This is a genomic window from Kitasatospora sp. NPDC058046, assembly GCF_042885595.1.
GTDB lineage: Bacteria > Actinomycetota > Actinomycetes > Streptomycetales > Streptomycetaceae > Kitasatospora.
The window spans coordinates 1-23,215 of sequence record NZ_JBHVRS010000017.1; the positions used below are offsets into that span (position 1 = coordinate 1).

Below are 23,215 nucleotides of genomic sequence, written 5' to 3' on the forward strand. Positions count from 1 at the left end.
GGGCGGGCCAGGCCGGCTCCGCCGCGGCCCGCGCCGCCAACAACGCCGCCGCTGCCGCCGAGGCCAGCGCCCAGGCGGCCGGTTCCGCCGGCCAGGCCACCGAGCAGGCGGCCCGCGCCCGCAACGCGGCCACCACCGCCCGCAACGCGGCCAACGCGGCCAGCACGGCCGCGACCCGTGCCCAGAACCTCGCCACCGCGGCCGCCGCCGCGGCGGGCGAGGCCAAGGATCTGGCCAACCGGACCGCCGACCACGCGGAGAAGGCCGCTGCGGCAGCCGACGCCGCGGCAGCCGCCGCGGGCCAGGCCCAGGACTGGGCGAAGATCGCCGGGCAGCACGCGGACGCCGCCGCTGTCGCCGCCGAGACCGCGGCCTCGGCGGTGGCGAAGGCCCAGACGCTCGAGAAGCTGGCCCGTGACGCCGAGGCCGTGCAGCTGGAGTCGGACAAGCAGCTCGGTGTCACCCAGGCCGACCTGCTGCTGAAGGACGATCAGGCCACCCAGGCGGACTTCAACCAGCAGCAGACCGAGGCCGCCTCGCAGGACGCCGCGACGAAGGACCTGGTCAAGCAGGCCGCGGCGACCGGAACCGCCACGGCGACGGCCGCCCAGGCCGGCCGCAAGGCCGCGGTCAACCTGCTGAAGTCCACCGGCTCCTGGACCCGGGCGTCGGCGCAGGCCGCGCTCTCCGGCACCGACGAGGCCGTGGTCTCCTGGGCCAAGTCGGACTACCAGCGCAGCCTGCAGCTCGACGACCGGGAGAAGATCCTGGCCGTCACGAGCATCGCCAACGCCAAGCTGGCGACCGAGGCGCAGAAGACGCTGGCGAGCACTGACCCGACCGCGGTCGAGAAGTTCCTCAGCGGCGGGGCGCTCCAGGCCCAGGCCGAGGACCTGCGGGTGCGGACCGTCTCCCTGATCTCGGACGGCGGCAAGGCCGTCCAGCGGGACGGCGGCGCGGCACTGGCCGACGGCCGGGTGTCGGTCCTGGCCGCCTTCCTGTCCAACGGCTACGCCAAGGCCCTGGCCGAGGACGACCGGGTGGCCGTGGTGGTCGCCACGGACGGCGGCGGGCCCAACGTGAAGGCCGCGGGCGCGGTCGCCCTGGCCGGACCGGCCTGGATGCAGCACGAGTTCGTCCGCAAGACCCAGTTCACGGCGGCGCAGAAGGACGCGGACACCGACGCGCACGTGTCGTCCGTGCTGAGCATGATCGCCAACGCCGCGAAGGACGCGGCCACCGCGAGCGAGAGCGCCCAGCGGGCGTACCAGATCGCCGCGGACGCGCGCCACGCGTCGGATGAGGCCGCGCACTGGGCGAGCCTGGCAGGGCAGTCGGCCCAGCAGGCGAAGGGGTACGCGGACGACGCCAAGGCCAAGTCCGCCGCCGCCGACGCCTCCGCGGCAGCCGCCGCCGCTTCGGCGCAGAAGGCCAAGAGTGCGGCGGCGACCGCGCAGACGGCCAACCGGCAGGCCAACTACTCGGCCACCCAGGCGACCACCTCCGCGAACCAGGCCGTGAACTCGGCGGCGAGCGCGAGGGCCTCGGCGGCGCAGGCCGCGGCCAGCGCGAGCGCGGCGGGCAAGGACGCCGCCACGGCGTCGCAGGCCGCGAGCGACGCCCACGCCATCGCCGCGCAGAAGCGGGCGCAGGAGCAGGCCGCCGCTGCCGCCGCCGCGGCGGCCCAGGCGAAGGCCAACGAGGCCAACCACGTCGACCCGGTGAACACGCCGGCCAACGACAAGGTGACCACTCCGGCTCCGGCTCCCGAGAAGCCCGCTCCGGGCTCTCCGCCGAAGGACGACAAGCAGCTGTTCAAGGACTACGGAGACTTCCTGGGCAGTGTCAGCACCTGGAGCGGGTTCGTCGCGGCCGGCCTGATGCTCATTCCGGGTGGCCAGCCCTTCGCGGCCGCCGTCGGCACGTTCTCGCTGGTGACGGGTGTGGCTTCGGCCCTCTACACCGGGATCGGCTACGGCTTCAGCAGCGACAAGTTCATCGGCTCGGTGGCAAGCGTCGGCCTCTCCCTGATCGGTGGCCGAGTGGTCGGCGCGATCGAGAAGGGCGCGGCGGAAGCGGCCAAGTTCGGCGTGAAGGTGACCGAGAAGGTCGGCGAGAGGCTGGTGAAGGCCGGACACAGTGCCGTCTCGTCCGTCGTCAGCTGGTTCTCGAGCGACGACTGATCAGGTGATCGCTAGGCAGTGAGTGATCGGCCGTGTTCGAATGGCCGTGACAGAACAGTGGCTGTGGAGCCCGCGTCCGACGCGGGCTCCACAGCCGGAACGAGGGGGGTGTGCGGTGTATCCGTTGGGCCTTGGTGCCGTGTCGTGGTGGTGGCTCGCGATTCTGGCGACCGCGGTGTTCTGGGCGGTGCTGGTGCCGGGAATGCCCACGCGCACGCACCGGATCAGCATGGCGCTGGCGCCGGCCGCGATGGTGGTCTTCGGCCTCGGCAGCTACTACGCGAAGCACATGGACGCGGCCGCGGTGCTCGCCATGTACTCGTTCGCGGTGGTGGCCTTCCCGGTGGGAATGGTCGGCCACCGCAGGAAGTTCGCGCAGCGCCTGATGGAGGCGAAGGAGAGGGGCGAGTCGGAGGACAACACGTGGCCTCCCGCCATGATGGCGCAGGTCTTCGTGTCCCTTGTCGTCTTCGGGACCGCGGCGATCTGGACCACCCGGTAGCGGCTCGGTCCACGGCTCACCCGCCCGCGACAACCTTTTCCCCGGGCATATAGGCCGTATACGAACATGGCGGAATTCCAGATGCTTCCGAAGCGGGAAACGATCTTCCGGAAGTCGACCCGCTCGTGATAGCAATGGTGCCGGTCGGGGCCGGGGGTGGCCGGGGGTGGCCGGAAACGCCATTCGACCAGGTCGCCGGTACGTGCACCGACTCGGCAGGTCCGCTGCGAACCAGCAGCAATTGACGGCTAATCAGGGGGTTTTATTCATGCGTTCCATCACCAAGATGGTCATCGTCGGCGCGGTCGCCGGCACGGTCGCGGTGTCCGGCGTCGTGGGCGCCGTCGCGGCTGACCGCAGCGCCGCCGCGCCCGGCGGCACCGCCGCCGCTCCGAAGGCGCTGACCGCCGACGACACTCCGCCGCCGGCCGTGGAGGACTTCGCCTACCCCGGCGCGGACCAGATCTTCGCGGACCGTGGCATCCGGCTGAAGAGCGGTGACGGCCACATCGTCCTCGTGCCCTGCGCCCCGGGTCTGCTGGAGGTCGACGCCCGGAACATGGCGGAGACCGACAAGGTCGGCGGCGGCCGCTTCTGCTTCACCACCACCGGCACGTCCGGTCGGCTCAGCCTGGAGCTGCCGTCGACCTACGCCGTCTCCACCTCCGACTACTCCGTCCACGTGGTCATGGTGAACGGCACCGAGACCAAGATCCACGACCTGAAGCCGAACACCTGGAACAAGGTCGGCGAGCTCACCGACCCGCAGCAGCGCCCGTTCACCCTGCTGGAGCTCACCACCTCCAAGTGAGGTTCCGATCAGGCGGTTTGACGCACGCCTGATCCCCCGGCCCCGGCCCCGCCGCGCGAGTGGCGGGACCGGGACCAGCGGGACCCGCACCATCCGAGCGGCCCGCATCGCCGCGGCCCGCGAGCGGTGCGCACGCCCTCCGCGTCCACCCCGCAGACGGCGGCCGACGCCACGAAGTCCACTGGGGCCGCACCGCGGGACTCCGAGCGCCAGGATGCCGAACGGCCGGGCCTGCGCTGCGAGTTCCTCGGCAGTCGGCTGCCGTCGCTCGGCGGTGGACCACCGGCCGCACAGACCGGTGAGCCGGCTGCAGGCCTGCCGCTCGTACCGCTCCAGGCCGCTGAGCGGGTGCAGGGCGACGGCCTGGCGGCCCGTCAGAGGCCGCGCGATCGCGGACTCCGTCGGACGCGGGCGGCTCACTCGTCCCCGGCCTCGGCGACCACGGGCCCGAACTGCCGGGCCAGCCTCACCGCTGACCTGCCCCGCAGGCCCTGCGCGCTCCAGGACAGCGCTTCGCGATCGTCGGCGAGGACGCCGGCGGGAAACCCGCCGGACCACGTCGGACCGATCGCTACCCGAATTCACCTCTTATCGTTGGGAACCCTGTTCATGCCTCGCAACTCCTCGCTCCGCTCCCGACGAGCGGGCGTGCTGGTAGCGGCCGCGGCCGCGGCCGCCGGCACGATGACCTCCTTCACCCCGGCCGGCGCGGTGACCGGCGACGCCGCCGCCGACGGCTCGTACGCCTACACCGCCCGGATCGTCGTCGGCGACGCCCTGCGCGGCTGCACCGGCACGCTGGTGGACCACTACTGGGTGCTGACCGCCGCGTCCTGCTTCTCCGACGACCCCGCTCAGCCGCAGGCGCTGGCGGCCGGCGCGCCGAAGTGGAAGACGACCGTCACGGTGGGCGCCAAGTCCGCCGACGTGGCCGAGCTGGTGCCGCGGCAGGAGCGCGACCTGGTGATGGCCCGCCTGGCCACCGCCGTGGACGGCATCACCCCGCCGGCGTTCGCCACGACCGCCCCCACCTCGGGAGAGAACCTGCGGGTGGCCGGGTACGGCCGCACCAAGGACGAGTGGGCCCCGCTGAAGCCCCACACCGGCTCCTTCACCCTCGGCACCGTGAGCGCGACCGGCATCAGCGTCACCGGCACCGGCGGCGCGGCGGTCTGCAAGGGCGACACCGGCGCCCCCACGATCCGCGAGACGGGCGGCAAGTCCGAACTCGTCGCCGTCGCCTCCCGCTCCTGGCAGGGCGGCTGCCTCGACACCCCGGCCACCGAGACCCGCACCGGCGCGACCGCCACCCGCGTCGACGACCTCGGCGGATGGGTCTCCTCGACCGTGGCCGCCGGCGGCGTGTCGGTCAAGTCGGACACCAAGCTGACCTCCGGGCAGTCGATCGTCGGCGCGGACCTGAAGCTGACCATGCGTCCGGACGGCGACCTGGTCGTCACCCACAAGCAGGTCGACAACGGGATCCTGTGGTCGAGCGGGACTTCGGGCAACAACGGCGCCTGGGCGTACATCCAGCCGGACGGCAACCTCGTCGTCTACAAGAGCGACGGCAACCCGGCCGCCGGCACCGGCGCCCTGTGGGCCTCCGGCACCTGGGGCCAGAACGGCGCGTTCCTCAAGCTCCGGAACGACGGCAACGTGGCCATGGTCAAGGCCGACGGCAGCTCCGTCCTGTGGTCCGCCGGCACCATCCGCCTGGACCAGAAGCTGAACAGCGACACCAAGATCAAGCCCGGTCAGTGGTTCCAGTCGCAGACCGCCGTGGTCGAGATGCAGGCGGACGGCAACCTGGTCCGCTACCGCCGCGCCGACGCCGAGCCCACCTGGAACACCAACACCTCCGGGAACAAGGGGGCGTGGGCGTACGTGCAGACGGACGGCAACTTCGTCCTCTACAAGAGCGACGGCAACCCGGCCGCCGGCACCGGCGCCCTGTGGGGCTCCAACACCTGGGGCCAGAGCGGCGCGTTCCTCAAGCTCCAGGACGACGGCACCTTCGCGCTCTACAAGAAGAACGCCGCCGAGACGGTCGCCAACACCGTCTGGAGCGCCACCACCTTCCGCTCCGGCACCCAGCTCGTGGCCGGCCAGCAGGTGTACGCGAAGACCACCCGCCTGGCCATGCAGTGGGACGGTGACCTCGTCCTCTACCGCCTGAGCGACAACGCGGTCCTGTGGCACAGCAACACCGCCGGCAACGGCAACGCCTTCCTCCGGATCCAGCCCGACGGCAACGCCGTCGTCTACTCCGCGGACGGCAGCCGCAGTCTCTGGGCCTCCGGCACCTTCTGGTCGGCGGGCGCCTTCCTGAAGCTCCAGGACGACGGCAACCTCGTCGTCTACAAGGCCGACGGCGGCGAAGGCATCGGCAACGCCATCTGGTCCACCAACACCTTCGCCTGATCCCGGGCCCCGGACGCCGGGCTGTGGTGCGGCGTCGGTGCTACGCCCTCTCCCGCCCAGGGCCTTCGAGCGGACCCCGACCGAGCCGGTCGCGGTCCGCTCGAACCCGCACGACGCACTGGTCGTCCGCCGACCCCGGCCCGTGCGCTGTCGCCCCCCTCACCAGGCGACCGGCAGGACGAGCGGGCGGGTGAACAGGTTGTCCTCGTCCCAGGGGAGTTCGTCCGCGTCGATCGCGAGGATGAGCCTCGGGAACCGGGTGAAGAGTGCTTCGAAAGCGATCCGCAGGTGCGCTCGGGCCAGTGAGGCGCCCAGGCAGAAGTGCGGGCCGGCGCCGAAGGTCCTCGATCCGTCCGTACGGCGGTGGATGTTGAACCGGTGGGGGTGCTTGTAGTGATCCGGGTCCCAGGTCGCCGCGATCATCGGCGTGACGACCGACTCCCCCGCGCGGATCGGCACGCCGCGGATCTCGGTGTCCTCCAACGCGACTCGCGGGTTGGACAGGTAGCCGTTGTGGTGGAACCGCAGGACCTCCTCCACGACGGCGGGCCACAGCCGCGGGTCTTCGAGGACGCTCTGCAGCTCCTCGGGGTGCCTGAGCAGGGTGACGATGCCCGTGGACGCCGAGGAGACGAGCGGTTCGATCCCGGTGACGAGCAGGTAGCTGACGGTGCCGTGCAGCTCGTCGGAGGTGATCTCCTCGGCCTGGCGGGCCGCGATCAGGGCGCCGATCGGTTCGGTCGGGTCGGGGGCGGACCACTTGTCCGCGACGATCTCGGCGGCCAGCGCGCCGATCTGCTCGGTGGCGGCCGAGACGTCCGTCCGGTCCGCGTTCTGGCTGGTCTGCTCACGGAAGCAGCCGTGCAGCGCCTGGCGCCGGTCCGCCGGGATGCGGAGCAGCCCGCAGCTGACCCGCAGGGCGAGGGGCGCCGTGTAGGCGCTGACCAGATCCGCGGGGTTGCTTCCCCCGGCCATCGCCGTCAGCAGGTCCTCGGCGTGCGCCGCGATGGCGGTGGAGTACCGTTCGGCGGCTCGCCGGTTGAACAGCGGGTTGAGGATCTGCCGCACCCGGGTGTGCCGGGGCGGGTCCAGGTTGAAGATGCCCCCGGGCACGGAGTTGAAGTCCTCGCCGATCAGTCGCGGCGCGCCCGGGTAGACCAGGTCCCTGGAGAAGCGCGGGTCGGTCAGGACTCCGGTGATGTCGTCGTGGCGGGTCAGCAGCCAGGTGGTCTGCCCACTGGGCATGCGCAGCGGGCAGACCGGGCGCTCCCGCCGCAGCGTGGCGTACAGCGGCGGCGGGGTCCCGTGCTCCCCCGCGGGCAGCGGCCACTGGAGGATGTCGGTGTCCGACAGGGTCACGACTGGGCTCCTCTGGTACCGGCGTTCGGCGGCGCGGCCTGCTCGACGGCCGGTGCCATGGCCGGCTCGACGGCCAGTGCGATGGTGGCGAAGCCGTGGCCCGGCGCCGGCGCCAGGGCCGGGACCTCGCCGTTCCACAGGGCGAGCTGCAAGGGCCAGGGACGGTTGTAGAGGAGGAGGGCGGTCCGGGTCCCCGTGATGCCGGGCAGGTCCAGGACGAGCGGGAGTTCGGCGAGGACGTAGCCGAGGTTGAGTTCGATCTGCGCCGGGGTCGGCTCGCCGCCGAGGACCGTCATGAGGTAGCCGCGGGACGCTTCCCGGCACAGTTCCCGTAACCGGCCGTCCGAGCGGAAGGCGTCTTCGACCTGCGCGCGCAGCTCGCGGTAGCGCTTCCGGTTGATGAGCCGGGTCCAGCTGTTGACCCGGTCGTGCGGGTTCGGGCCGGAGGCGTGGAGGGCGCGCCGTGCCGCCGCGCGCATCCTGCGCACGGCCCGGGTCGCGCTCTGTGCGGCCTCCCGGGGTGCCCGCCCGCAGGCGATGAGGCCGAAGGCCGTCTCGTAGCCGGGCAGGACGGCTTCGACGTGCCGAAACCTTCCGGCAGCCCAGGCCAGCAGGGTCTCGACGGTCGCGGGCCGGTAGAACCCGTTGAACGGGCTCAGTCCGAACACCGCGGCCTCACCGGTGTCGAGGATCTCCCGCGACTGCTCGTTGAGCGGGTGGACCGTGACGGCTTCCGCCGGGACCGCGATCACAGGCTCCGCCGCCAGTACGCGCCGCAGACGTCGATCCGTCGGATCGGGTCGTCGATCCGCTGCTCCTCACGGAAGTCGTGCACAGCGGCCCGGCACGCCGGGATGACGTAGTCGTCGATGATCACGAACCCTCCGGTGGACAGCCTGGGGTACAGGTGGGTCAGGGCGTCCCAGGTGGATTCGTAGAGGTCGCCGTCGAGCCGGAGCAGTGCCAGCTTCTCGACCGGCGCCTGGGGCAGGCTGTCCCGGAACCGGCCCGGGAGGAAGGCGACGTGGTCGTCCAGCAGCCCGTAGCGGCGGAAGTTCTCCGCCACCTCCTCCTGGGGCACGCCGAGGACCCCGTTGGCCTCGTGCAGGGCCAGTTCGCGGTCCAGGGGGTGCCCGTCCGCGCCCACCTCGGGGATGCCGGTGAAGGAGTCGGCCACCCACACGCGGCGGTCGGTGATGCCGTGCGCCTTCAGGAAGGCACGCATGAAGATGCAGGCCCCGCCGCGCCAGACGCCGGTCTCGATGAGATCGCCGTCGACGCCGTCCGCGACGACCCGCTCCAGACAGTCGTGCAGGTTGTCCAGCCGCTCCCTTCCGATCATCGTGTGCGCGGCAGCGGGCCAGTCCAACCCTCCGTGCCGCTCCTCGGCCTGGTAGCCGGTCGGTCCGTCCGGAGTGAGCCCACCGTCCTGGTAGATGACATTGGTCAGGACCTTCTTCATGAGGTCCAGGTAGAGGTGCCCGTCACTGTCGCAGTCATCCACTGGCTGTCTCCCTGGCAGGTCGGTTCTGGTCCGGATCGGTCTGGATCGGATCGGTCTGGACCGGTCCGGAGGGCTTGGCGGACGTCACGCTGGTGGTGCGGACCACCCGCGGTCGATGAAGTCGGGAGCGCCCTCCTCGGAGTTGACGCCCTTCTCGACGAAGGCGAGGTTGTGGTAGATCGTCAGAGCCACGGCATGCCGGTCGGCGTAGGACGGTCCGGGCGCTGCCGCCGGTGGCACCCACTCCCGGTGGTGCAGGCCGTCGACGAGCTGCTTGAGCAGGCCGACCGAGGTTCCGGGCCCGGCGACGGGGCCGGCGGTGCCGCCGTAACCGGGCCAGTAGGCGGTCTGGAGATCCTCGACGACGTACAGCCCGCCTGGCCGCACGTGCGGGAACAGGGCGGTGAAGGAGGCTCGCACATGGGCATTGAGGTGACTGCCGTCGTCGATGACGATGTCGAACGGCCCGAACCGACGGCCGAGGTCGTCCAGGAGTCCGGGGTCGCCCTGGTCCCCGACGGCGGTGGCGATGCGGGGGCCCCGAACACCGGGTTTGGGGACGATGTCGAGCCCGAGGACCAGTCCCGCCGGGAAGTAGCGCTGCCACATGCGCAGTGACGCGCCGCCCTGGTCGGGTGCGTCGTAGCCGCCGATCCCGATCTCCAGCACTCGGACCGGCGCGTTCCGGAAGCGGGCGAAGTGCCGCTCGTAGTGCTGGGTGTACCAGTGGAGGTCGGCCCACTTGTCCGAGCCGAACCGGGTCGAGAGCCCGCCGAGGTCGACCGGGTGCCGTTGGCAGGCGGCCACGACCGCCTGGACCGCGACCGCCAGCCGCTGGCGTTCGCGGACGATCGCGGTGAGCCCACCGGGGGCCGGGTTTGGAGCATTCAGCTCGGCGCAGGTGGTGACCCGCCGACTGGTCCGGCGATCGGTGCCGGGGCCGTAGAGGCCGCGCAGGAGGTCGACGGCGTCATGGGTGATCCGCACCGGCGCCGCCTGCCAGCCGTCCCGCTTCGAGGTCAGCCCGTCGCGGTCGACGGTGAGGAGGCGACAGGCCCGTTCACCGCCCGACGTGAGCTCGAAGGCGAGGTGCGCGGCGCCGTCCACCCGCACCGGATCGCACCGCACGGCCAGTTCCTCGACGACGACCTCCGCGACCCGGTCGAGCCCGAGGTCGGCGACGGCCCGCGCCAGCCGGTGCTCGTCGGCCGCCGCACGCAGCAGCGGTTCGATCGCGGGCCAGCCGGGGCCGGCCGCCGCGCCCACGGGGGCGTCTCCGGCCGGTGCCACGGTCGGGGCGCCGACCGGTCCAGGGCCGGTGCGGGTCATGACGCGGCCTCGACCAGCTGCCGGACGACCCGCTCGGGGCCGGGCATGGCCTTGATCTCCTCCCGGACCTGCCGGCAGGCCTCTCGGATCCGCCGGTCGGTCAGTGCGCGGCGGATGCCGTCGGCGAGTGCCGCGGGGTCGATGTCCCGGTCGGGGAACGCCACCCCCACCCCCCGCTCCACCACCGCTTGTGCGTTCACCGGCTGATCCGCCACCTGGGGCAGGACCAGCTGTGGCACCCCGTTGGCGAGTGCGGTGAAGGTGGTGCCCGACCCGCCGTGATGGACGACGGCGGCGCAGCTCGGCAGCAGAGCGCTGAGCGGCGCCCAGTCGACGGCACGGAGGTTCGGCGGGAGCGGCCCCAGGCCGGACAGATCCGCCCCGCCCGTGGTGAGGACGACCTCGGCGTCCTCGGCGGCCAGCGCGTCGACCACGTCCCGCAGGACCGGGGTTCCACCGACCGCGGGAAGCACCGATCCCCAGGTGACGCAGATGCGTGGGCGCCGCGGCGCAGTGCTCACCCAGTCGGGCAGCACGGCACCGCCGTTGTACGGCACGTACCGCATCGGCCATCCGGCCTTGGCGTCCGGAGGGCGCAGGCTCTCCGGGCACAGGTCGACCGTCGCCACCGGACCGGTGAGCGCACCGGTGATCCCGTGGCGTGCCCGCACGTCCTCCAGTGCGCTCAGCACCGCGGCGAAGGACGGATAGGGCAGCCCGATCCCGTGCATCACGCAGGGGATTCCGGTGGCCTCGGCGGCGAGCTGACCGCCGGCCAGGAAGGTCGTGAAGACCAGGAGGTCCGCGCGCCACCGGCGGATCAGGTCCACGGTGCCGTCCACCATCCGGCCTCCCACCCCGAGGACCAGGGCGGCGACGTCCTCGCGCGCGGGGTCCGGCCGATCGGCGGCCGTCGGGCCCGGCCGGTCCGCCGCACCGGTGAACCGGCGCCAGGCGTCGGACAGGTCGTACCGGTCCGGCCGGTTCTTCGTGACCCGGACACCGAGCCGGTGGTAGGCGTCGGCGGCGTCGCCGTCGGATACGTCCACGGCGGCCAGGCCCGAACGCGCGGCCATGTCCAGGCTCGGTCCGGTCGCGGCCACGAGTACCTCGTGGCCGGCCGACTGCGCCGCCCACATGGTGGGCACCGCGGGCATGAGGTGGCCGACCCCGGGTGCCACCACGAACAAGATGCGCACGAAGTGCTCCTAACCGGCTGGAGGCATCGAGGACCGCCGAATTCGGCGTGATTCGTTGGGATTGTCCAGCTCGGCCGCACCGTATTCAAGTACGCCGGGCCGGGACCGTCACCCCGAGACCGATCGCACCGGATTTCCTGGCACGCGCATTCCGGGGGAGCTTGACCGGAAGCACCGGACACGAGAACGTGTCACGCGACGGTCATTCCAACAGAGTTCGGACAAAGGGATTTCATGTGATGAGCACATTCTCGGATCCCATGGCGGACAGGAAAGTCGATTCGGCCACACCCATCGAATGTCTCAGGCTGGCCGCAGACGACACCCGCTCCCTGCACTCCGTCGTCCACTCCTTCGAACTGGCCGACCTCACGGCCGTGTTGGTCGACGAGATCCTGTTCCGCTGCGATCCACCTGGCAACGCCGATCCGGTCACCGTCGTCCTGGACGTCACGCGCGGCGAGGAGCGGGTCAGCACCTCCTTTCTCGTCCAAGCCGGTCGACCGGTCGGCCTGCACGGTGCGGACGGCCCGGCCGCACTCTTCCGCATCGAATACGACGTGCTCGACCTGGTACGGGAGTTGTTCGGGCCGTCCGCGCCCGGCGGGCCGGCGAACCGACGGACCGAGCTGCGGTTCGTCCCGGAGTCCATGACAGTGGAGGGTGTTCGCCCGCTCGGCTCGATCATGGCTGCGGCCAGCACCATCCTCACCGGCTGCTCCTCCGACCACCCCGGACTCGCCCGGCTGGCCCTGCGCCACGACTCGGACAAGTGGGGCGGCCTGCACTGGTTCGCCGCGCTGTACGAACGCCACCTGCGTCAGCTGCGCGACCAACCCGTCCGAGTGCTCGAAATCGGAATCGGCGGATACGACCACCCCACCCTGGGCGGCGGGTCATTGAAGATGTGGAAACACTACTTCCCGCGCGGTCTGGTATTCGGCGTCGACCTGTACGACAAGAGCGGCCTCAATCAACAACGCCTGCACACACTGAAGGCGGACCAGAACGACCCCGCCCAGATGATCGAAATCGCCGAACGGCACGGTCCGTTCGATATCGTCATCGACGACGGAAGTCATATCAACGAACACGTCAGGACAACATTCCGGGCGCTGTTCCCCCACGTCCGCACCGGAGGCCTCTACGTCATCGAGGACCTGTGGACCTCCTACGCCCCGGGCTTCGGCGGAAACGAGGACCCGGAGGCGTGCGACAGCACCACGCTCGGCCTCGTCAAACGGCTCGTCGACGACCTGCACTACGAGGAGCAGCCGTTGAAGACCACCGGCGGAGTCGGTCCGTCCCTGGCCGGGATGCACCTCTACCGCAACATCGCGTTCCTGGAGAAAGGCCGCAACGCCGAAGGGGGGATCCCGGGCTGGATCCGCCACTGAGTCTGCAACACCGCTCGTTCCACAGGTAGAGCCCGGCGAAGAGCCAGGCGAACCCCAGCACGGCGCGGGCCTCGTCGAGGGTGCGACAGTGCGTCCGACCGGGGTCGGCGATCATCACCTCGCAGTCCCGACCGGCGGTCAGGAAACGAACCGCCCGGGGCGGTCGGCGACCGACCGTCCCGGGCGCCGGACCGCGCCCGGCGGCCCGTCAGGACCACCCCCACTGCGGCTTGCCGTTGTCCTTGCGGCCGATGTCCCCGTACTGGTACTTGTCGTTGGGGAGAGCGAAGACGTACTCGCGCGGGTCGGCCGCTGCGCCCTCCAGCTTGTCCGGGGCGCTGTGGTAGCCGAGCGCGTAGAGCTTCTTGGACGGATCCCAGCTGTTGTAGCAGGCGATGGCCTTGAGCTTGGTCTTCATGTGGGCGTCGGGGATGTTCAACACGTAGGCGGCGCCCCTGCTGCGGTCGGGGAGCTCGTGGTCGTAGGCGTAGACGAAGTTGAAGCGCACATCGGTGAGCTTGCCCTCCCTCGCCAGCTGCACGGCCGCGTCGGTGATCGCCTTGTGGGTCGCGCTGACCTCCAGCCAGCCCGCGGTGAACTTGTGCGAGGCGCCCGGGTACTGATCCGCGATGGACGCGATCTTCGACTTGACCGTGCTGGTGAACTTCTTGAAGGCGTCGTCCCCGCCCCACGCGGAGTCGGGGAGCTTGAGGTTGATCACCTTGTCGACGCCGAGGCGGGCCGCCGAGGCCATGAACTCGGCGGTCCGGGCGGGCACGATCACGCTGTCACTGGCGCTCGCAGGTATGGTCGGCCAGTTCAGCCCGTGGTGGCCGCGGGCCACGCACGGATGCCGGCGGTCCTCTGTGGTCATCGGACAGGGATCGGTGTTCATCCGCCTCGCCAGCCCGTCGTTCTCACCCCGTGTCACCAGCACCAGGTACACGGGCCGTCCGGCCGCCTTGTGCTCCAGGATCGACCCGGCCAGACCCAGCGCCTCGTCGTCCTGGTGCGGCGAGTAGAAGATCGCCGGAGCTGACGCGGCCGACGCCCTGGCCCCCGACAGGCCGGTGCCCAGGAGCGTCGCACCGGCCAGCGCCCCCGCCGTCAGCACCCGCCGCCGGGACAGACCCGCCCCTCCGTTGTCCACCATTGCCGCCTCCTGCCGGCCCCACCGGGCCGGCCCGTACCCCGGCCCGCCGTCGCCGGTGGCAGCGGAGGAGTCGAAGCGGTGGAGGAAGTGACGATCGGCCATGGGCAGGCTCCTTGGACAGCGGCCCCACGGGGGCGGCACGGGAAACGGGAGTCAACGGTGACGGCGGACGAACCACCAGGTCACGCCCCCGACGCTACAGAGCGCCCCCGTCACCCGGCGTCACCCACCGGAACGGGGACCGCACTCCCGCTCCCACCCTGGCCCGGCACCGTACTCCCGGGTCCCACCCCGCCCATCGGCGGGGGTGGCGGCGCACCTTTCCGGCTCCACGTCCGGCGGATCCGCTCCGCCGGCCGCCTCGCCCTGCCTTGCCCGTTCGTGCGGGGGCACGGGACGTCGGACCAGTCGACTTCCCGTGCTCCCGGTGCGGCAGGGAGCCCGCTACCTCGCGCCGGCGCACAGCGCGGGGCTCGTCCTCACGGGGTCGTTGCCGGCCGGAGCACGAAGCCGCAGTTCAAACCATGCGAGGACCAGGCCCGGGTGCGGTTGCATCGGCTGTGCTGAGGACGCTTTCACGACGGCGAGGGGTCTTCACCCCACGAGGGCCTACCCCGCACGCGTTCCGCGCGGCCGGGCCATGGACGGCCGCTCAGCGGTGCTCGGGGTTCTCGAAGTCGAAGCGGCAGCCGGCGTCCCATTCGGAGCGCTGGTTGCCGTGGGCCGGGATGCCGCCGGCGTCCTTGAGCATGCGGGCCAGGTGGAGCTGGTTCCAGGTCATGAAGGTGGTGTTGCGGTTGGTGAAGTCGTTCTCCGGGCCGCCCGAACCGGGGTCCAGGTAGGACGGTCCGGGGCCCGCCTCCCCCACCCAGCCGGCGTCGGCCTGGGGCGGGATCGTGTAGCCGAGGTGCTGGAGGCTGTAGAGGACGTTCATCGCGCAGTGCTTGGCACCGTCCTCGTTGCCGGTGATCAGGCAGCCGCCGACCCGGCCGTAGTAGGCGTACTGGCCCTCGGAGTTGAGGATCGAGGAGCAGGCGTAGAGCCGCTCGATGACCTTCTTCATGACGGAGGAGTTGTCGCCGAGCCAGATCGGCGGAACACTCTGGCACCCTATTTGACCAGCCACTATGTCGGACAGGTCCAACGCCCTTCCCTGTCCGGGCGTTCGGACGCTCGTGACTGCGTCCCAATTGCCGCAGGCAACAGGACGCAACCAATGAGCCTCCGCCAACCGTGTCCGCCTGACATGACCCCAACGCCGTCCGTCCGGGATGGAGACCCGTCTCTACGGCTCAGGCCGACGGACCTCCGTCTCCTGGAGATGGCGCTGGAGGAGTTACTCGACCTCGTCGGGCGCGCACTGCATCCGAGCCTGCCGCTCTGCCAAGGCCCGATGCACATCTATCTCCGGCGGGTCGCCCAGGAGCAACCACGGCAACCCCGGGCCGTCCACCGACATCAGGGCGAGGAAGGCCAGGATCCCACTCCAGGACGAGCCCTTCGCCTGCTGCCAGCTCCGAACCTCGGTGGCCAGCCGTGCCTGGCCGGCAGGCTGGCGGGCGAGCTCCTCGAAAGCCGTGAGCACGCTCTGCCGTACGGCCGGGTCAGCGGTTCTTTGGGCCACCCGCCGCAACCGGACCACCGCCATCTTCGCGACGGCGGAGCTCGCCTCGGGGTCGGCCAGGACGAGGCGGCAGGTGGACACCACGACGGGCGCACTGCTGCTCGTATCGACCCACTGGTAGAGCGTGGCCCAGACGAGGCGTCCGACATGCTCGTCGGATACCACCGCCCTGAGGACTGCGCCCAGCAGGTCCGGCGCGGTCAGCTCGGTCAGCTTGTTGACGTGGTCCCTGGTGCCGTGCCTGGCGCAACCAGCTTGCGACAATTGGACACCGGTGATGGATAGCGCCTGGGAGTCGAGGTTGATATGAAGGAAGCTGAACATGCAACCGACGCGGTCGTGGACCAGTGGAGTCGGATCTCCGCTGACCCCAACCTCCGGATGCCGCCGGCCCCCGGGACTCCAGGCAACGTGCCACCAGGGGAGGACCTCAGCCTGAGAATCGGGTGGGACCGCTTCGAGAAACTCTTGTTGGCGGTTGTGCAGGGTGCCCGCGGTCTGCGTGAAACCAGGTTCCGCCGTTACGGGGTGCAGGGGCAGGCGCAGCACGGCATCGATCTCGCAGGGCGTGAACCCGACGGAAGTTACACCGTAGTCCAGTGCAAGGACTACCAACGGTTCACAGCGACCGACCTGCGTGCAGCAGTCAAGCTGTTTGCCAGTGGTGTGCGGCCGTTCGGTGCCGACCGCCTCATCGTTGCGACCTCCGCCCCGACCCTGGCCACACAGGTCGCGGAGGAACTTGCGACCCTGCGGACGGAGCATCCGGATCTCGATCTGGATCTCTGGGGGGCCGAACAGATCAACGAGTACCTACGCTACCAGGGTGATGTCGTCGCCCGGTTCTGGACTCGTGAGACGGCAGCGGTGTTCTCCACAGCGGCGCCTCTACCCGGCGTTCCGGCGCCTCCTCCTGATCGGCAGGCGCAGGCCGACCGCATCCTTCTCGGCCCGCTGAACACGGAGGATGTGAAACCGCTTCTCCGGGAAGCTGAGACAAAGCAGACAGCTGAGCCAGCCGAAGCCGCCCGACTATACGGACTCTTGGCCTCTCGCTTCACCGAGGCCGGTTTCCGGGGGCACGCGATGGCGCTGACCGGTCGACAGCTCGACGCGCTCAGAACGGCGGGACAGCTGGAAGAGGCGGCTGGGCTTGCTGCTAAGCTGGCCGCGGTCGCACTTCACCACGCGGACTGGTACGAGGCGAGGCGGCTTCTCCACGTGCTGCAGGAGTTGTCCCGAACGGCGACCGAGATGGACCTGGTACAGGCCCCCTTGGTACAGCGCGACATCTGGTTGGTCAACGCCGCGATCCAGCACGACGGGCATCCGTTCGGAGAGTCCTCGCATCTGCGTGCTGTTCTCAACGACGAGCATCCGAAGGAGGACGGGTACCGGCCGTTCCTGGTCCTGAACCTCGCCGAGGCCACGCTGGCCACCGAACCCGATCAGGTCGAGAGTCTGGATCCGCTCCTCCGTCGTGCTGTGAGCCAGATCCAGGAAGGGGCTGGCCTGGGGGCCGGCGCGGAGGAGATTTCGCTCCGCCTTCGGCTCGTGCGGGCTGAGTACAACACCGACGAGCGGCTTGCGCTTCTGCGATCAGCCCGGCTCCGTAAGGTTGGAGGCCGTCACCGGGCGTTGATCTATGCGCGTGAAGCTCGGCGTCTGGCGCTAGGTGCACGAGCCGAGGAGGCTTTGGAGTACTGGCGCGAGGCCGTCTCCGACGCCATTCTGGCCGGACTTTCCGAAGAAGCTGCAGACTGGCTTTACGCCATTCGTGCACTCAACGTCCAGTACGGCCCTTTGACCACGGAGATCGACGAGGAGCACCGCCTCGCGCAGGCTCTCCGGGGAACCGCGACAGCTCGTCTGCTCGACCACGTGCGCGATCCTCGGGAACGGGCGATGTCCGCTCTGGTGGCCGAAAGACCCGTCGAGGCCGTGCACGCGGGTCGGAGGTGGCTCACTGAGAGCGTGGTGACCGGAAGCTGGTCGGACGAGTTCTCGGCCCTCTCGTTCCTCGGCGACCGCTATGCAGAGAGCTCCGAACCGGCTCTCGCCGCGACGTACTACCAGCGAGCGGGCGACACCGCGAAGGTGAAGGAATTGGCCGCTGCGGCCGGGGACCGGCTTCTCGCGGTGCAGACCCTCAGCCAAGGGCCCTGGTGGGAGCTGCGTGCCCGTGCCGTCCTCGTCTCAGCCCAAGTGGACCTGGTCGACGACGATTCGGCCCCGGTGCTACTGGAGGAACTCACCGAGCTCGCCTCCCGCGGCCGACGCGGTGAGCTCACGGATTCCCCGATCCTCGCCCTCACCACGCAGGCTGCGAAGACTGCCTGCGCCCTTGCCGGACGCGGCACACCGGAACAGGCTCGCACCCTACTCGAGCTGCTCTCTCCTGACGTACCTCGCGAGCCGAACCATTTTCAGGTGACGGATGACGAACACGCCGCCGCTTGCCTTGAGATCGCCTTGGCCCACCCAAACGTGGCGATGGAAGCACTCTCCCGCCTTCTCGACCTTGCCGATCTCGGCGTGGAGAAAGCTGTCGCAATCACGCTAGACGATCGTGTCCTGAGCTCGTTGGGAGTGGAGCGAATGGACAGCTCTGCCCATCGGCTAGGGGACGAAAGCATCTCACTGACTGACGACCAGCGAACCGCGCTCCACGTCCGTGCACTCGGACTGGACGCACGCGGCCACTATCTCGCAGGCGTCATCCGCCACGAGCTCAATCCGGAGCATCTGTCGGCGCACCAGCAGGCAGAGCAGGCACGTGATCGAATTCTGGATCGACCCGAGCCTGATCCCTGCCGCACCGAATTCGGTACCGCGATCGTCACTGACTCTTATCTGGTCTGCAGCCTTGGCGTTGAGGACCAGAAGGCCTGCCTCGCCAAGCTGCAGACGATCGCCGAGGACAACCGGGAGACAGCTTCGACGAGGCAGGATGCTCTGACGGCACTTCGTAATCTCGTGACGCAGCAGAGCAAGCCGGTGAAGCGCGATGTATTCCTGGCCAGCAGGAGCTTCGTCGTCGGTGATCGCAACGGAAGCGCTCAGGACAAATTCACCGGCAAAGCGCACCGTCTCAGCTCCTTCAAGATCAGCCTAGGGTCGGCCTCACTGAAGGGGCACGGACTTCAACTCGCTGGGGCGGCCGCAACAACCGATGAAGAGCATGCCTGGGTTGCGAAGCGAGCGGTGGGTCTGCTCCGCAGCGATGACCCGGCCGAGGTTCGTGCGGCAGCTTCGGTGTTCGCGCGACTTCCGGAGGAGACCACCGAGCATGTAGATGTCGACTTGCTGTCCACGCATGGCGACTCCGCCGTGCGCGAGGCCAGCGCGATTCTGTGCATGCTCAGACCAGGACTCCACCGGAGTACGGTTCTACGTCTTGCTCACGACGACGACTTCCGGGTACGCCGCACCCTGGCAGCGGCAGCGATGCGCGCGTCCGCATGCTCGCCGGACGATGTGCGGACTGTGTTGGAACTACTGGCCGCCGATCCACGTCACAGCGTGCGGCAAGCCACTCGCCGATGACCCCTCCGGCCCGGGCTGGCAACGAGCGCCCTCGCCCACGGCGAAACAGCTCCGCTGTACGGTCACCGTGGTTCTGGCGGGCCCGGCAACGACCGTACGGCCTGTAGCTGATGCACAGTGTCACCTGCAGCGCCGCGGGCTCCGCCTCGCGCCCGGCGAACACGCTCTCATGTGAACACCACAGGGTCCTGCCCGAAGCAGCCCGACGCCCAGAGCTCGCGCGTACGAGGTCGGGCACAAGCTAACGCGCATACCAGGACGCCCCTTCTACCGGAACCGACGGATTCCTCAAGCTTCACCGACCGGCCCAAGCCGTCAACATGCTTCCTGATCGGCGGTGTTGACCGCCAGCGCGCTCACTGGCCGAGGACCTGCAGCCCATCCGACGATCTGTCAGGAGAACCGATTAGACTCCCCGGGTGAACGTGGATAAAAGAGTCACGCCGCTGGACCTTGCACGCCGGACGCCGCCTCCGGTGTCTGGCCTCTCCGAGGCGGAGATCCGCCTCGCGCTGGAGAAGCACTGTCCCGAGCTCGTCACCCTTCTGCACTGGCTCGGGTGCTCGCTCGACGAAACGCTCTCCGAGTGGATCCAATTCCGCGGAGCACCGTGGGTGTCGACCATCGTGAACCTGCAGACGCCGGCCCGCCGGATCTTCGAACTCTGGCAGGAGTTCCTCGGCGATGACAGCCGTCCGCTACTCGAGCTGCTGGTGTTCGAGCACGGCTTCTGTCGGCCGGCCGCGACGTCGCAGGGGCTTCCACCCGGAATGCACTTCGCGAAGACGCTCCACGTGGTCCGGCAGCGGATCGGCACCAAGCTGCACCAGCACGCGCTTGACGTGACCTGGCAGCGGCCCACGGTGTTCTCACGCGCGCTGCGTCTGGCCGAGGTGTACCTGGACGCCGTGGTGAGCGACAGCGAGTTGACCAGCGCGAACGCCCGCCACCAGTTCAGCGGACGACTCGGCCAGGGCGCGGTGCTGCTCAGCAGGTTCGAACCAGTCGGCACGGCCGAGCTGTCGCGGTCCGTCGGGCTGATCCGACGCTCGATCGAGGAGGGCAACAAGGTCACCGACGCCGTGCCGTACCTGCTGGAAGGCTTCCTCCGCCTGCACGACAGTACTGGCGACCGCAGGTACCTGGGCCAGATCATCGAGGCGCACCGGGAGTTCACCGACGCCGAGAAGAGCGCTGCCTGGCGGCTGCACGTCGCCGAGGCGTGGCTGCGGCTGGCCGACGGGCGCCCAATGGACGAACGGACCGCTCACTACCTTGATCAGGCTGTCGCCACCCTAGACGTCATCCGAAACTTCGTCAGTGGGGAGGCCATACGCCAGACACTCCTGCTGACCATCGTCGCCCAGGCACGCGCGGTACCCGAATCGGCGACCGTCCAGCTCGCGCTGCGGGGCCTGCCGAGCCAGTTCGGGTTCGAACAGCAGGTACAGCGGTTCGTCGCTGCTGGGGCCCCGGCATCGTCGTTCCCGGTGCTGGTCCTCGGAGCCCTGACAGAGCGGTTCAACAGCTCAGGAGAGCCGCTGATCAGGCGTCTTCTCGCCGACTGGCACCGAGCGTGCGCACAGTTCGTCGAGCACCCGACCCCGACCCGGCTCGAACTGCGCCGTACGGTCCTCGACCTCCTGGAGGGCCGCACGGCTGGTACCGCCCTGACGGACACCCCGAGCCGGATGCGGTACGCCGACGATCTGCTCCATGTGGCGGCGCTGAACGCCTCGCCCCAGTACTGGACCGAGGGGGTGGTACGGCTCGTGCGGGAGGCTGCCGACGACCCGTCGACATGTGTGCCCCTGGTCGTCCTGGGCCGGGAGGCCGAACTCCGGCGGAGTGTCAGTCCCGCCGACCGTGCCACGCTGGAAGCCCGTCTGACTGGCCTCGTCTCGGATCCCGCCTCCTGGGTCCATGCACTCGCCCACGGTGACTCGGGTTTCTACTACACTCGGGCGGCCACCCGCGCAATGACCAGCCCAGACGTGACCCGGCGCAACCTCGGCGGCCGCAGCAATGTAGTCACCGTCGAGGACCACCTGGGTTTCGCCTCGTCGACCCTGGTCTTCAAGCCCACGCACACGGACAACGTCGAACGCGACACCCGTACAGCGCAGGCCGTACAGACCACGCTCGACCGCGTGGGCGCCAGCACCCGCTTCCGCACCAGTGACCTGATCACCACCCTGGACGCGGACAAGCTGAGCAGCCGTTCCGGCCTCGCATCCAGCGTGAACGTGATCACCGTCCGAAGGTTCGAGCACGGAAAGGTACTCGCCGAGCTGCTCTCCCCCGAGACTGAAGACGCATCCGCGGACCTGCTCAAGCAGGCGGCCTCCTTCCTCGCCTACATCCACGCCGCTCCCCGGCCAGGCGATGCCAAGCCCACCAAGGTGCGTGCCAAGGTGCGCGGTCGGGTGCGGATGTGGCTCCGCGACGTCTTCCCCAAAGGCGCGGACAAACTTGTCGACCAGGCCTTCGACAGCTGGTGGGCGCTGCTGGCCGACGCACCCACACTTCCCCGTCGGGACGCACACGCATTCAACTGGCTCGTCACCGACAACGGAAAGATCGTCGCCATCGACCTGGAGGCAACAGGCCACGAACCGGTCGGGTGTGAACTGGCCCAGCTGACGGACGACGTGCCAGCCCTGTCACCCGGGTCCTGGGACCTTCGCCGTGAAGTGTTCGAAAGCTACGTCGAAGCGCTGCGCGAGTGCACGGGTGAGCCGTACGATGATGCGGAGGTCAAACGGATCTGGGCCGTCTATCGCGCCTCCCTTGTCGTCAGGGCGGTGCGCTGTCTGACGGATCGAACGGGCGACCCCGCGCTCCGTCGGCACGGCGAGGCCTTGCTGGACGAGATCAGCGCCCACCCGGAGTGGGGATCCGTCCACGAGGTGGCCGTCTCCCTGCGCGACGCCTGGGCTGAACGGCGCGGCGCCCCAGGGGGCGCGCCACTGCGGGAGCTCAACCTCGGACGCAAACGGCGAATCAGCAAGGCTCTTGCCTACCAACTGCGTCACAACCCGCACCTGCCGACGAACCCTCAGGGCTGGGCTCGACTCGACGACCTCCTGTCCGCCCTCTCGGAGACCGGGCAACCCGCGTCGTCCGCAGAGGTACTGGCCGTCGCCCAGGCCTTGGACGAGCCGCGCTTCGAAGTCTGGGACGACCTGATCCGCGCTCGCTACGGCCACACCACGACCGCACCCGACGACCACGCAGTCGGGACACCGGACGGCGTCCTGTACCACGCCACAGCATCGGTGAACCTGCGCGACATCTTCCAACTCCGCCAGGGCCTTCGGCCGATGGCACGCAAGGCCGTCCACCTCACTACCCATCCTCGAACGGCGCTTCTCGCCGGACGGCGACACGGTCCCGCCGTACTACTGTCGGTCCACGACCCGGCCGCCCACGGCCTCGAATGCCGCTACGCCGGGGGCACCACCTGGCTGATCGACGCGGTGCCGACCGGGGCGTTGGCAGTGGTGCCACTCCACCAGCTCTTCTCTGCGCACTAACTGATCGTTTCAGAATCACTTCGGCTCAAGGTTTTGAGCTCGGGCGGTCTTGGTCGGCAGGGCAGCCAGGTGCGTGCTGATCTTGTTCCGGACGATCTGTGGGAGGGTGTGGCTCCGCTGCTGCCACCCCCTCCCGAGCGGCGCCGGCGCCATCCCCGGCAACTGCGCGTTCCGGACCGGACAGCACTCGCGGGTGTGATGTACCTACTGCGAACCGGTGTCGTCTGACACGACGTTCCCGCGGACGCCGTGGGCTGCTCAGGGGTGACTGCCTGGCGCCAGCTTCGGGACTGGACCAAGGCCGGCGTCTGGCCACACTCGAACTCGCCGCCCGCATCATCTGCCTCCGACGACTCCAAAGATCCTTCTGAAACGATCGATAAGCCCAGAGCGGTCCTGCTCGTCCTTTGGATCCGACAGGACCGCTCTGCACGGCACTGGCTACCATCAACCCAGCTATACCACCGGCGCCCTGGAAGTCAGCCCTATACCCCCGCCTCAACAGCGCGAACACGATGATCGAGGAAGCCTGGGGCCGGCCCGTCGACGAGCTGGAGAAGGCTTCGGTCCGTCTCCCGGTCGAGAACCCACTGCCCTTCGCATAGCGAATCACAGGCTGCGGGCCCACCTCGTCGTGGTGTCCAACTC

At 69.8% G+C, this 23,215-nt stretch carries 14 protein-coding genes and 2 pseudogenes; 8 read left to right on the top strand and 8 right to left on the bottom strand.

Features of this window, described 5'->3' with window-relative positions; translation table 11 throughout:
* From ACFVU7_RS29230 to ACFVU7_RS29245, 4 genes are all read left to right on the top strand, one after another.
* The coding region (locus ACFVU7_RS29230; RefSeq protein WP_388047993.1) for an ALF repeat-containing protein at window positions 1-2,183 on the top strand (2,183 nt) is incomplete at its 5' end.
* Window positions 2,184-2,385: 202 nt separating this feature from the next.
* Complete coding sequence (locus tag ACFVU7_RS29235) at window positions 2,386-2,685, top strand: hypothetical protein (RefSeq protein ID WP_143204551.1); 300 nt, start codon at window positions 2,386-2,388, stop codon at window positions 2,683-2,685.
* A 268-nt stretch (window positions 2,686-2,953) separates the two neighbouring features.
* Window positions 2,954-3,496: a hypothetical protein gene (locus ACFVU7_RS29240; RefSeq protein ID WP_053112263.1), complete on the top strand. Its 543-nt coding sequence runs from the start codon at window positions 2,954-2,956 to the stop codon at window positions 3,494-3,496.
* Between the two features lie 609 nt (window positions 3,497-4,105).
* Entirely contained in the window at window positions 4,106-5,920 is a 1,815-nt protein-coding gene (locus tag ACFVU7_RS29245; protein ID WP_388047994.1) for a trypsin-like serine protease, read from the top strand.
* Window positions 5,921-6,079: 159 nt separating this feature from the next.
* On the opposite strand, the gene ACFVU7_RS29250 is transcribed toward ACFVU7_RS29245, so the two are convergent.
* The 5 genes from ACFVU7_RS29250 to ACFVU7_RS29270 form a co-directional block, all read right to left on the bottom strand.
* The gene (locus tag ACFVU7_RS29250; protein WP_388047996.1) at window positions 6,080-7,279 is read right to left on the bottom strand and encodes a cytochrome P450; all 1,200 of its coding nucleotides are present in this window, start codon (window positions 7,277-7,279) and stop codon (window positions 6,080-6,082) included.
* Entirely contained in the window at window positions 7,276-8,031 is a 756-nt protein-coding gene (locus ACFVU7_RS29255; protein ID WP_388047998.1) for a tRNA-dependent cyclodipeptide synthase, read from the bottom strand. Before ACFVU7_RS29255 ends, ACFVU7_RS29250 begins: the two co-directional genes overlap by 4 nt.
* The gene (locus ACFVU7_RS29260; protein ID WP_234348545.1) at window positions 8,028-8,783 is read right to left on the bottom strand and encodes a TylF/MycF family methyltransferase; all 756 of its coding nucleotides are present in this window, start codon (window positions 8,781-8,783) and stop codon (window positions 8,028-8,030) included. The genes ACFVU7_RS29255 and ACFVU7_RS29260 overlap by 4 nt, the downstream gene beginning before the upstream one ends.
* Before the next feature lie 84 nt (window positions 8,784-8,867).
* A complete protein-coding gene (locus ACFVU7_RS29265; RefSeq protein ID WP_388048000.1) occupies window positions 8,868-10,112 on the bottom strand; it encodes a hypothetical protein in 1,245 nt (414 codons plus the stop codon).
* Window positions 10,109-11,311, bottom strand: coding sequence for a nucleotide disphospho-sugar-binding domain-containing protein (locus ACFVU7_RS29270; RefSeq protein WP_380775606.1), 1,203 nt, complete (start codon window positions 11,309-11,311; stop codon window positions 10,109-10,111). Before ACFVU7_RS29270 ends, ACFVU7_RS29265 begins: the two co-directional genes overlap by 4 nt.
* Window positions 11,312-11,550: 239 nt before the next feature.
* Between ACFVU7_RS29270 and ACFVU7_RS29275 the strand changes: the two genes are divergently transcribed.
* Window positions 11,551-12,708 carry a hypothetical protein gene (locus ACFVU7_RS29275; protein ID WP_388048002.1) on the top strand — a complete coding sequence of 386 codons (1,158 nt, stop codon included), beginning with the start codon at window positions 11,551-11,553 and terminating at the stop codon, window positions 12,706-12,708.
* A gap of 208 nt (window positions 12,709-12,916) precedes the next feature.
* Here ACFVU7_RS29275 and ACFVU7_RS29280 read toward each other — a convergent pair whose 3' ends face one another.
* The 3 genes and pseudogenes from ACFVU7_RS29280 to ACFVU7_RS29290 form a co-directional block, all read right to left on the bottom strand.
* A complete protein-coding gene (locus ACFVU7_RS29280) occupies window positions 12,917-13,963 on the bottom strand; it encodes a PIG-L deacetylase family protein (RefSeq protein ID WP_388048003.1) in 1,047 nt (348 codons plus the stop codon).
* A gap of 550 nt (window positions 13,964-14,513) precedes the next feature.
* Window positions 14,514-14,954 (bottom strand): annotated as a pseudogene (locus ACFVU7_RS29285) (flavodoxin family protein); the annotation flags it as partial.
* Between the two features lie 243 nt (window positions 14,955-15,197).
* Window positions 15,198-15,809 (bottom strand): hypothetical protein, encoded by a 612-nt coding sequence (locus ACFVU7_RS29290; RefSeq protein ID WP_074002879.1) that lies wholly within the window; start codon window positions 15,807-15,809, stop codon window positions 15,198-15,200.
* Between ACFVU7_RS29290 and ACFVU7_RS29295 the strand changes: the two genes are divergently transcribed.
* The 3 genes and pseudogenes from ACFVU7_RS29295 to ACFVU7_RS29305 all read left to right on the top strand — a co-directional run.
* On the top strand, window positions 15,792-19,031 hold the full coding sequence (locus ACFVU7_RS29295; protein WP_241852912.1) for a hypothetical protein: 3,240 nt from the start codon (window positions 15,792-15,794) through the stop codon (window positions 19,029-19,031). The genes ACFVU7_RS29290 and ACFVU7_RS29295 overlap by 18 nt on opposite strands.
* A gap of 419 nt (window positions 19,032-19,450) precedes the next feature.
* Window positions 19,451-22,567, top strand: coding sequence for an RNA 2'-phosphotransferase (locus tag ACFVU7_RS29300; protein ID WP_388048005.1), 3,117 nt, complete (start codon window positions 19,451-19,453; stop codon window positions 22,565-22,567).
* Window positions 22,568-22,600: 33 nt separating this feature from the next.
* Window positions 22,601-22,882: pseudogene (locus ACFVU7_RS29305) on the top strand (transposase); the annotation flags it as partial.
* Window positions 22,883-23,215 lie beyond the last annotated feature (333 nt).

Bases quoted from the DNA above. Each gene is read 5' to 3' on its own strand.
- ACFVU7_RS29295 (WP_241852912.1), top strand. From the start codon at position 15,792: ATGAAGGAAGCTGAACATGCAACCGACGCGGTCGTGGACCAGTGGAGT.
- ACFVU7_RS29275 (WP_388048002.1), top strand. From the start codon at position 11,551: ATGAGCACATTCTCGGATCCCATGGCGGACAGGAAAGTCGATTCGGCC.
- ACFVU7_RS29280 (WP_388048003.1), bottom strand. From the start codon at position 13,963: ATGGCCGATCGTCACTTCCTCCACCGCTTCGACTCCTCCGCTGCCACC.
- ACFVU7_RS29240 (WP_053112263.1), top strand. From the start codon at position 2,954: ATGCGTTCCATCACCAAGATGGTCATCGTCGGCGCGGTCGCCGGCACG.
- ACFVU7_RS29245 (WP_388047994.1), top strand. From the start codon at position 4,106: ATGCCTCGCAACTCCTCGCTCCGCTCCCGACGAGCGGGCGTGCTGGTA.
- ACFVU7_RS29265 (WP_388048000.1), bottom strand. From the start codon at position 10,112: ATGACCCGCACCGGCCCTGGACCGGTCGGCGCCCCGACCGTGGCACCG.
- ACFVU7_RS29235 (WP_143204551.1), top strand. From the start codon at position 2,386: ATGCCCACGCGCACGCACCGGATCAGCATGGCGCTGGCGCCGGCCGCG.
- ACFVU7_RS29290 (WP_074002879.1), bottom strand. From the start codon at position 15,809: ATGTTCAGCTTCCTTCATATCAACCTCGACTCCCAGGCGCTATCCATC.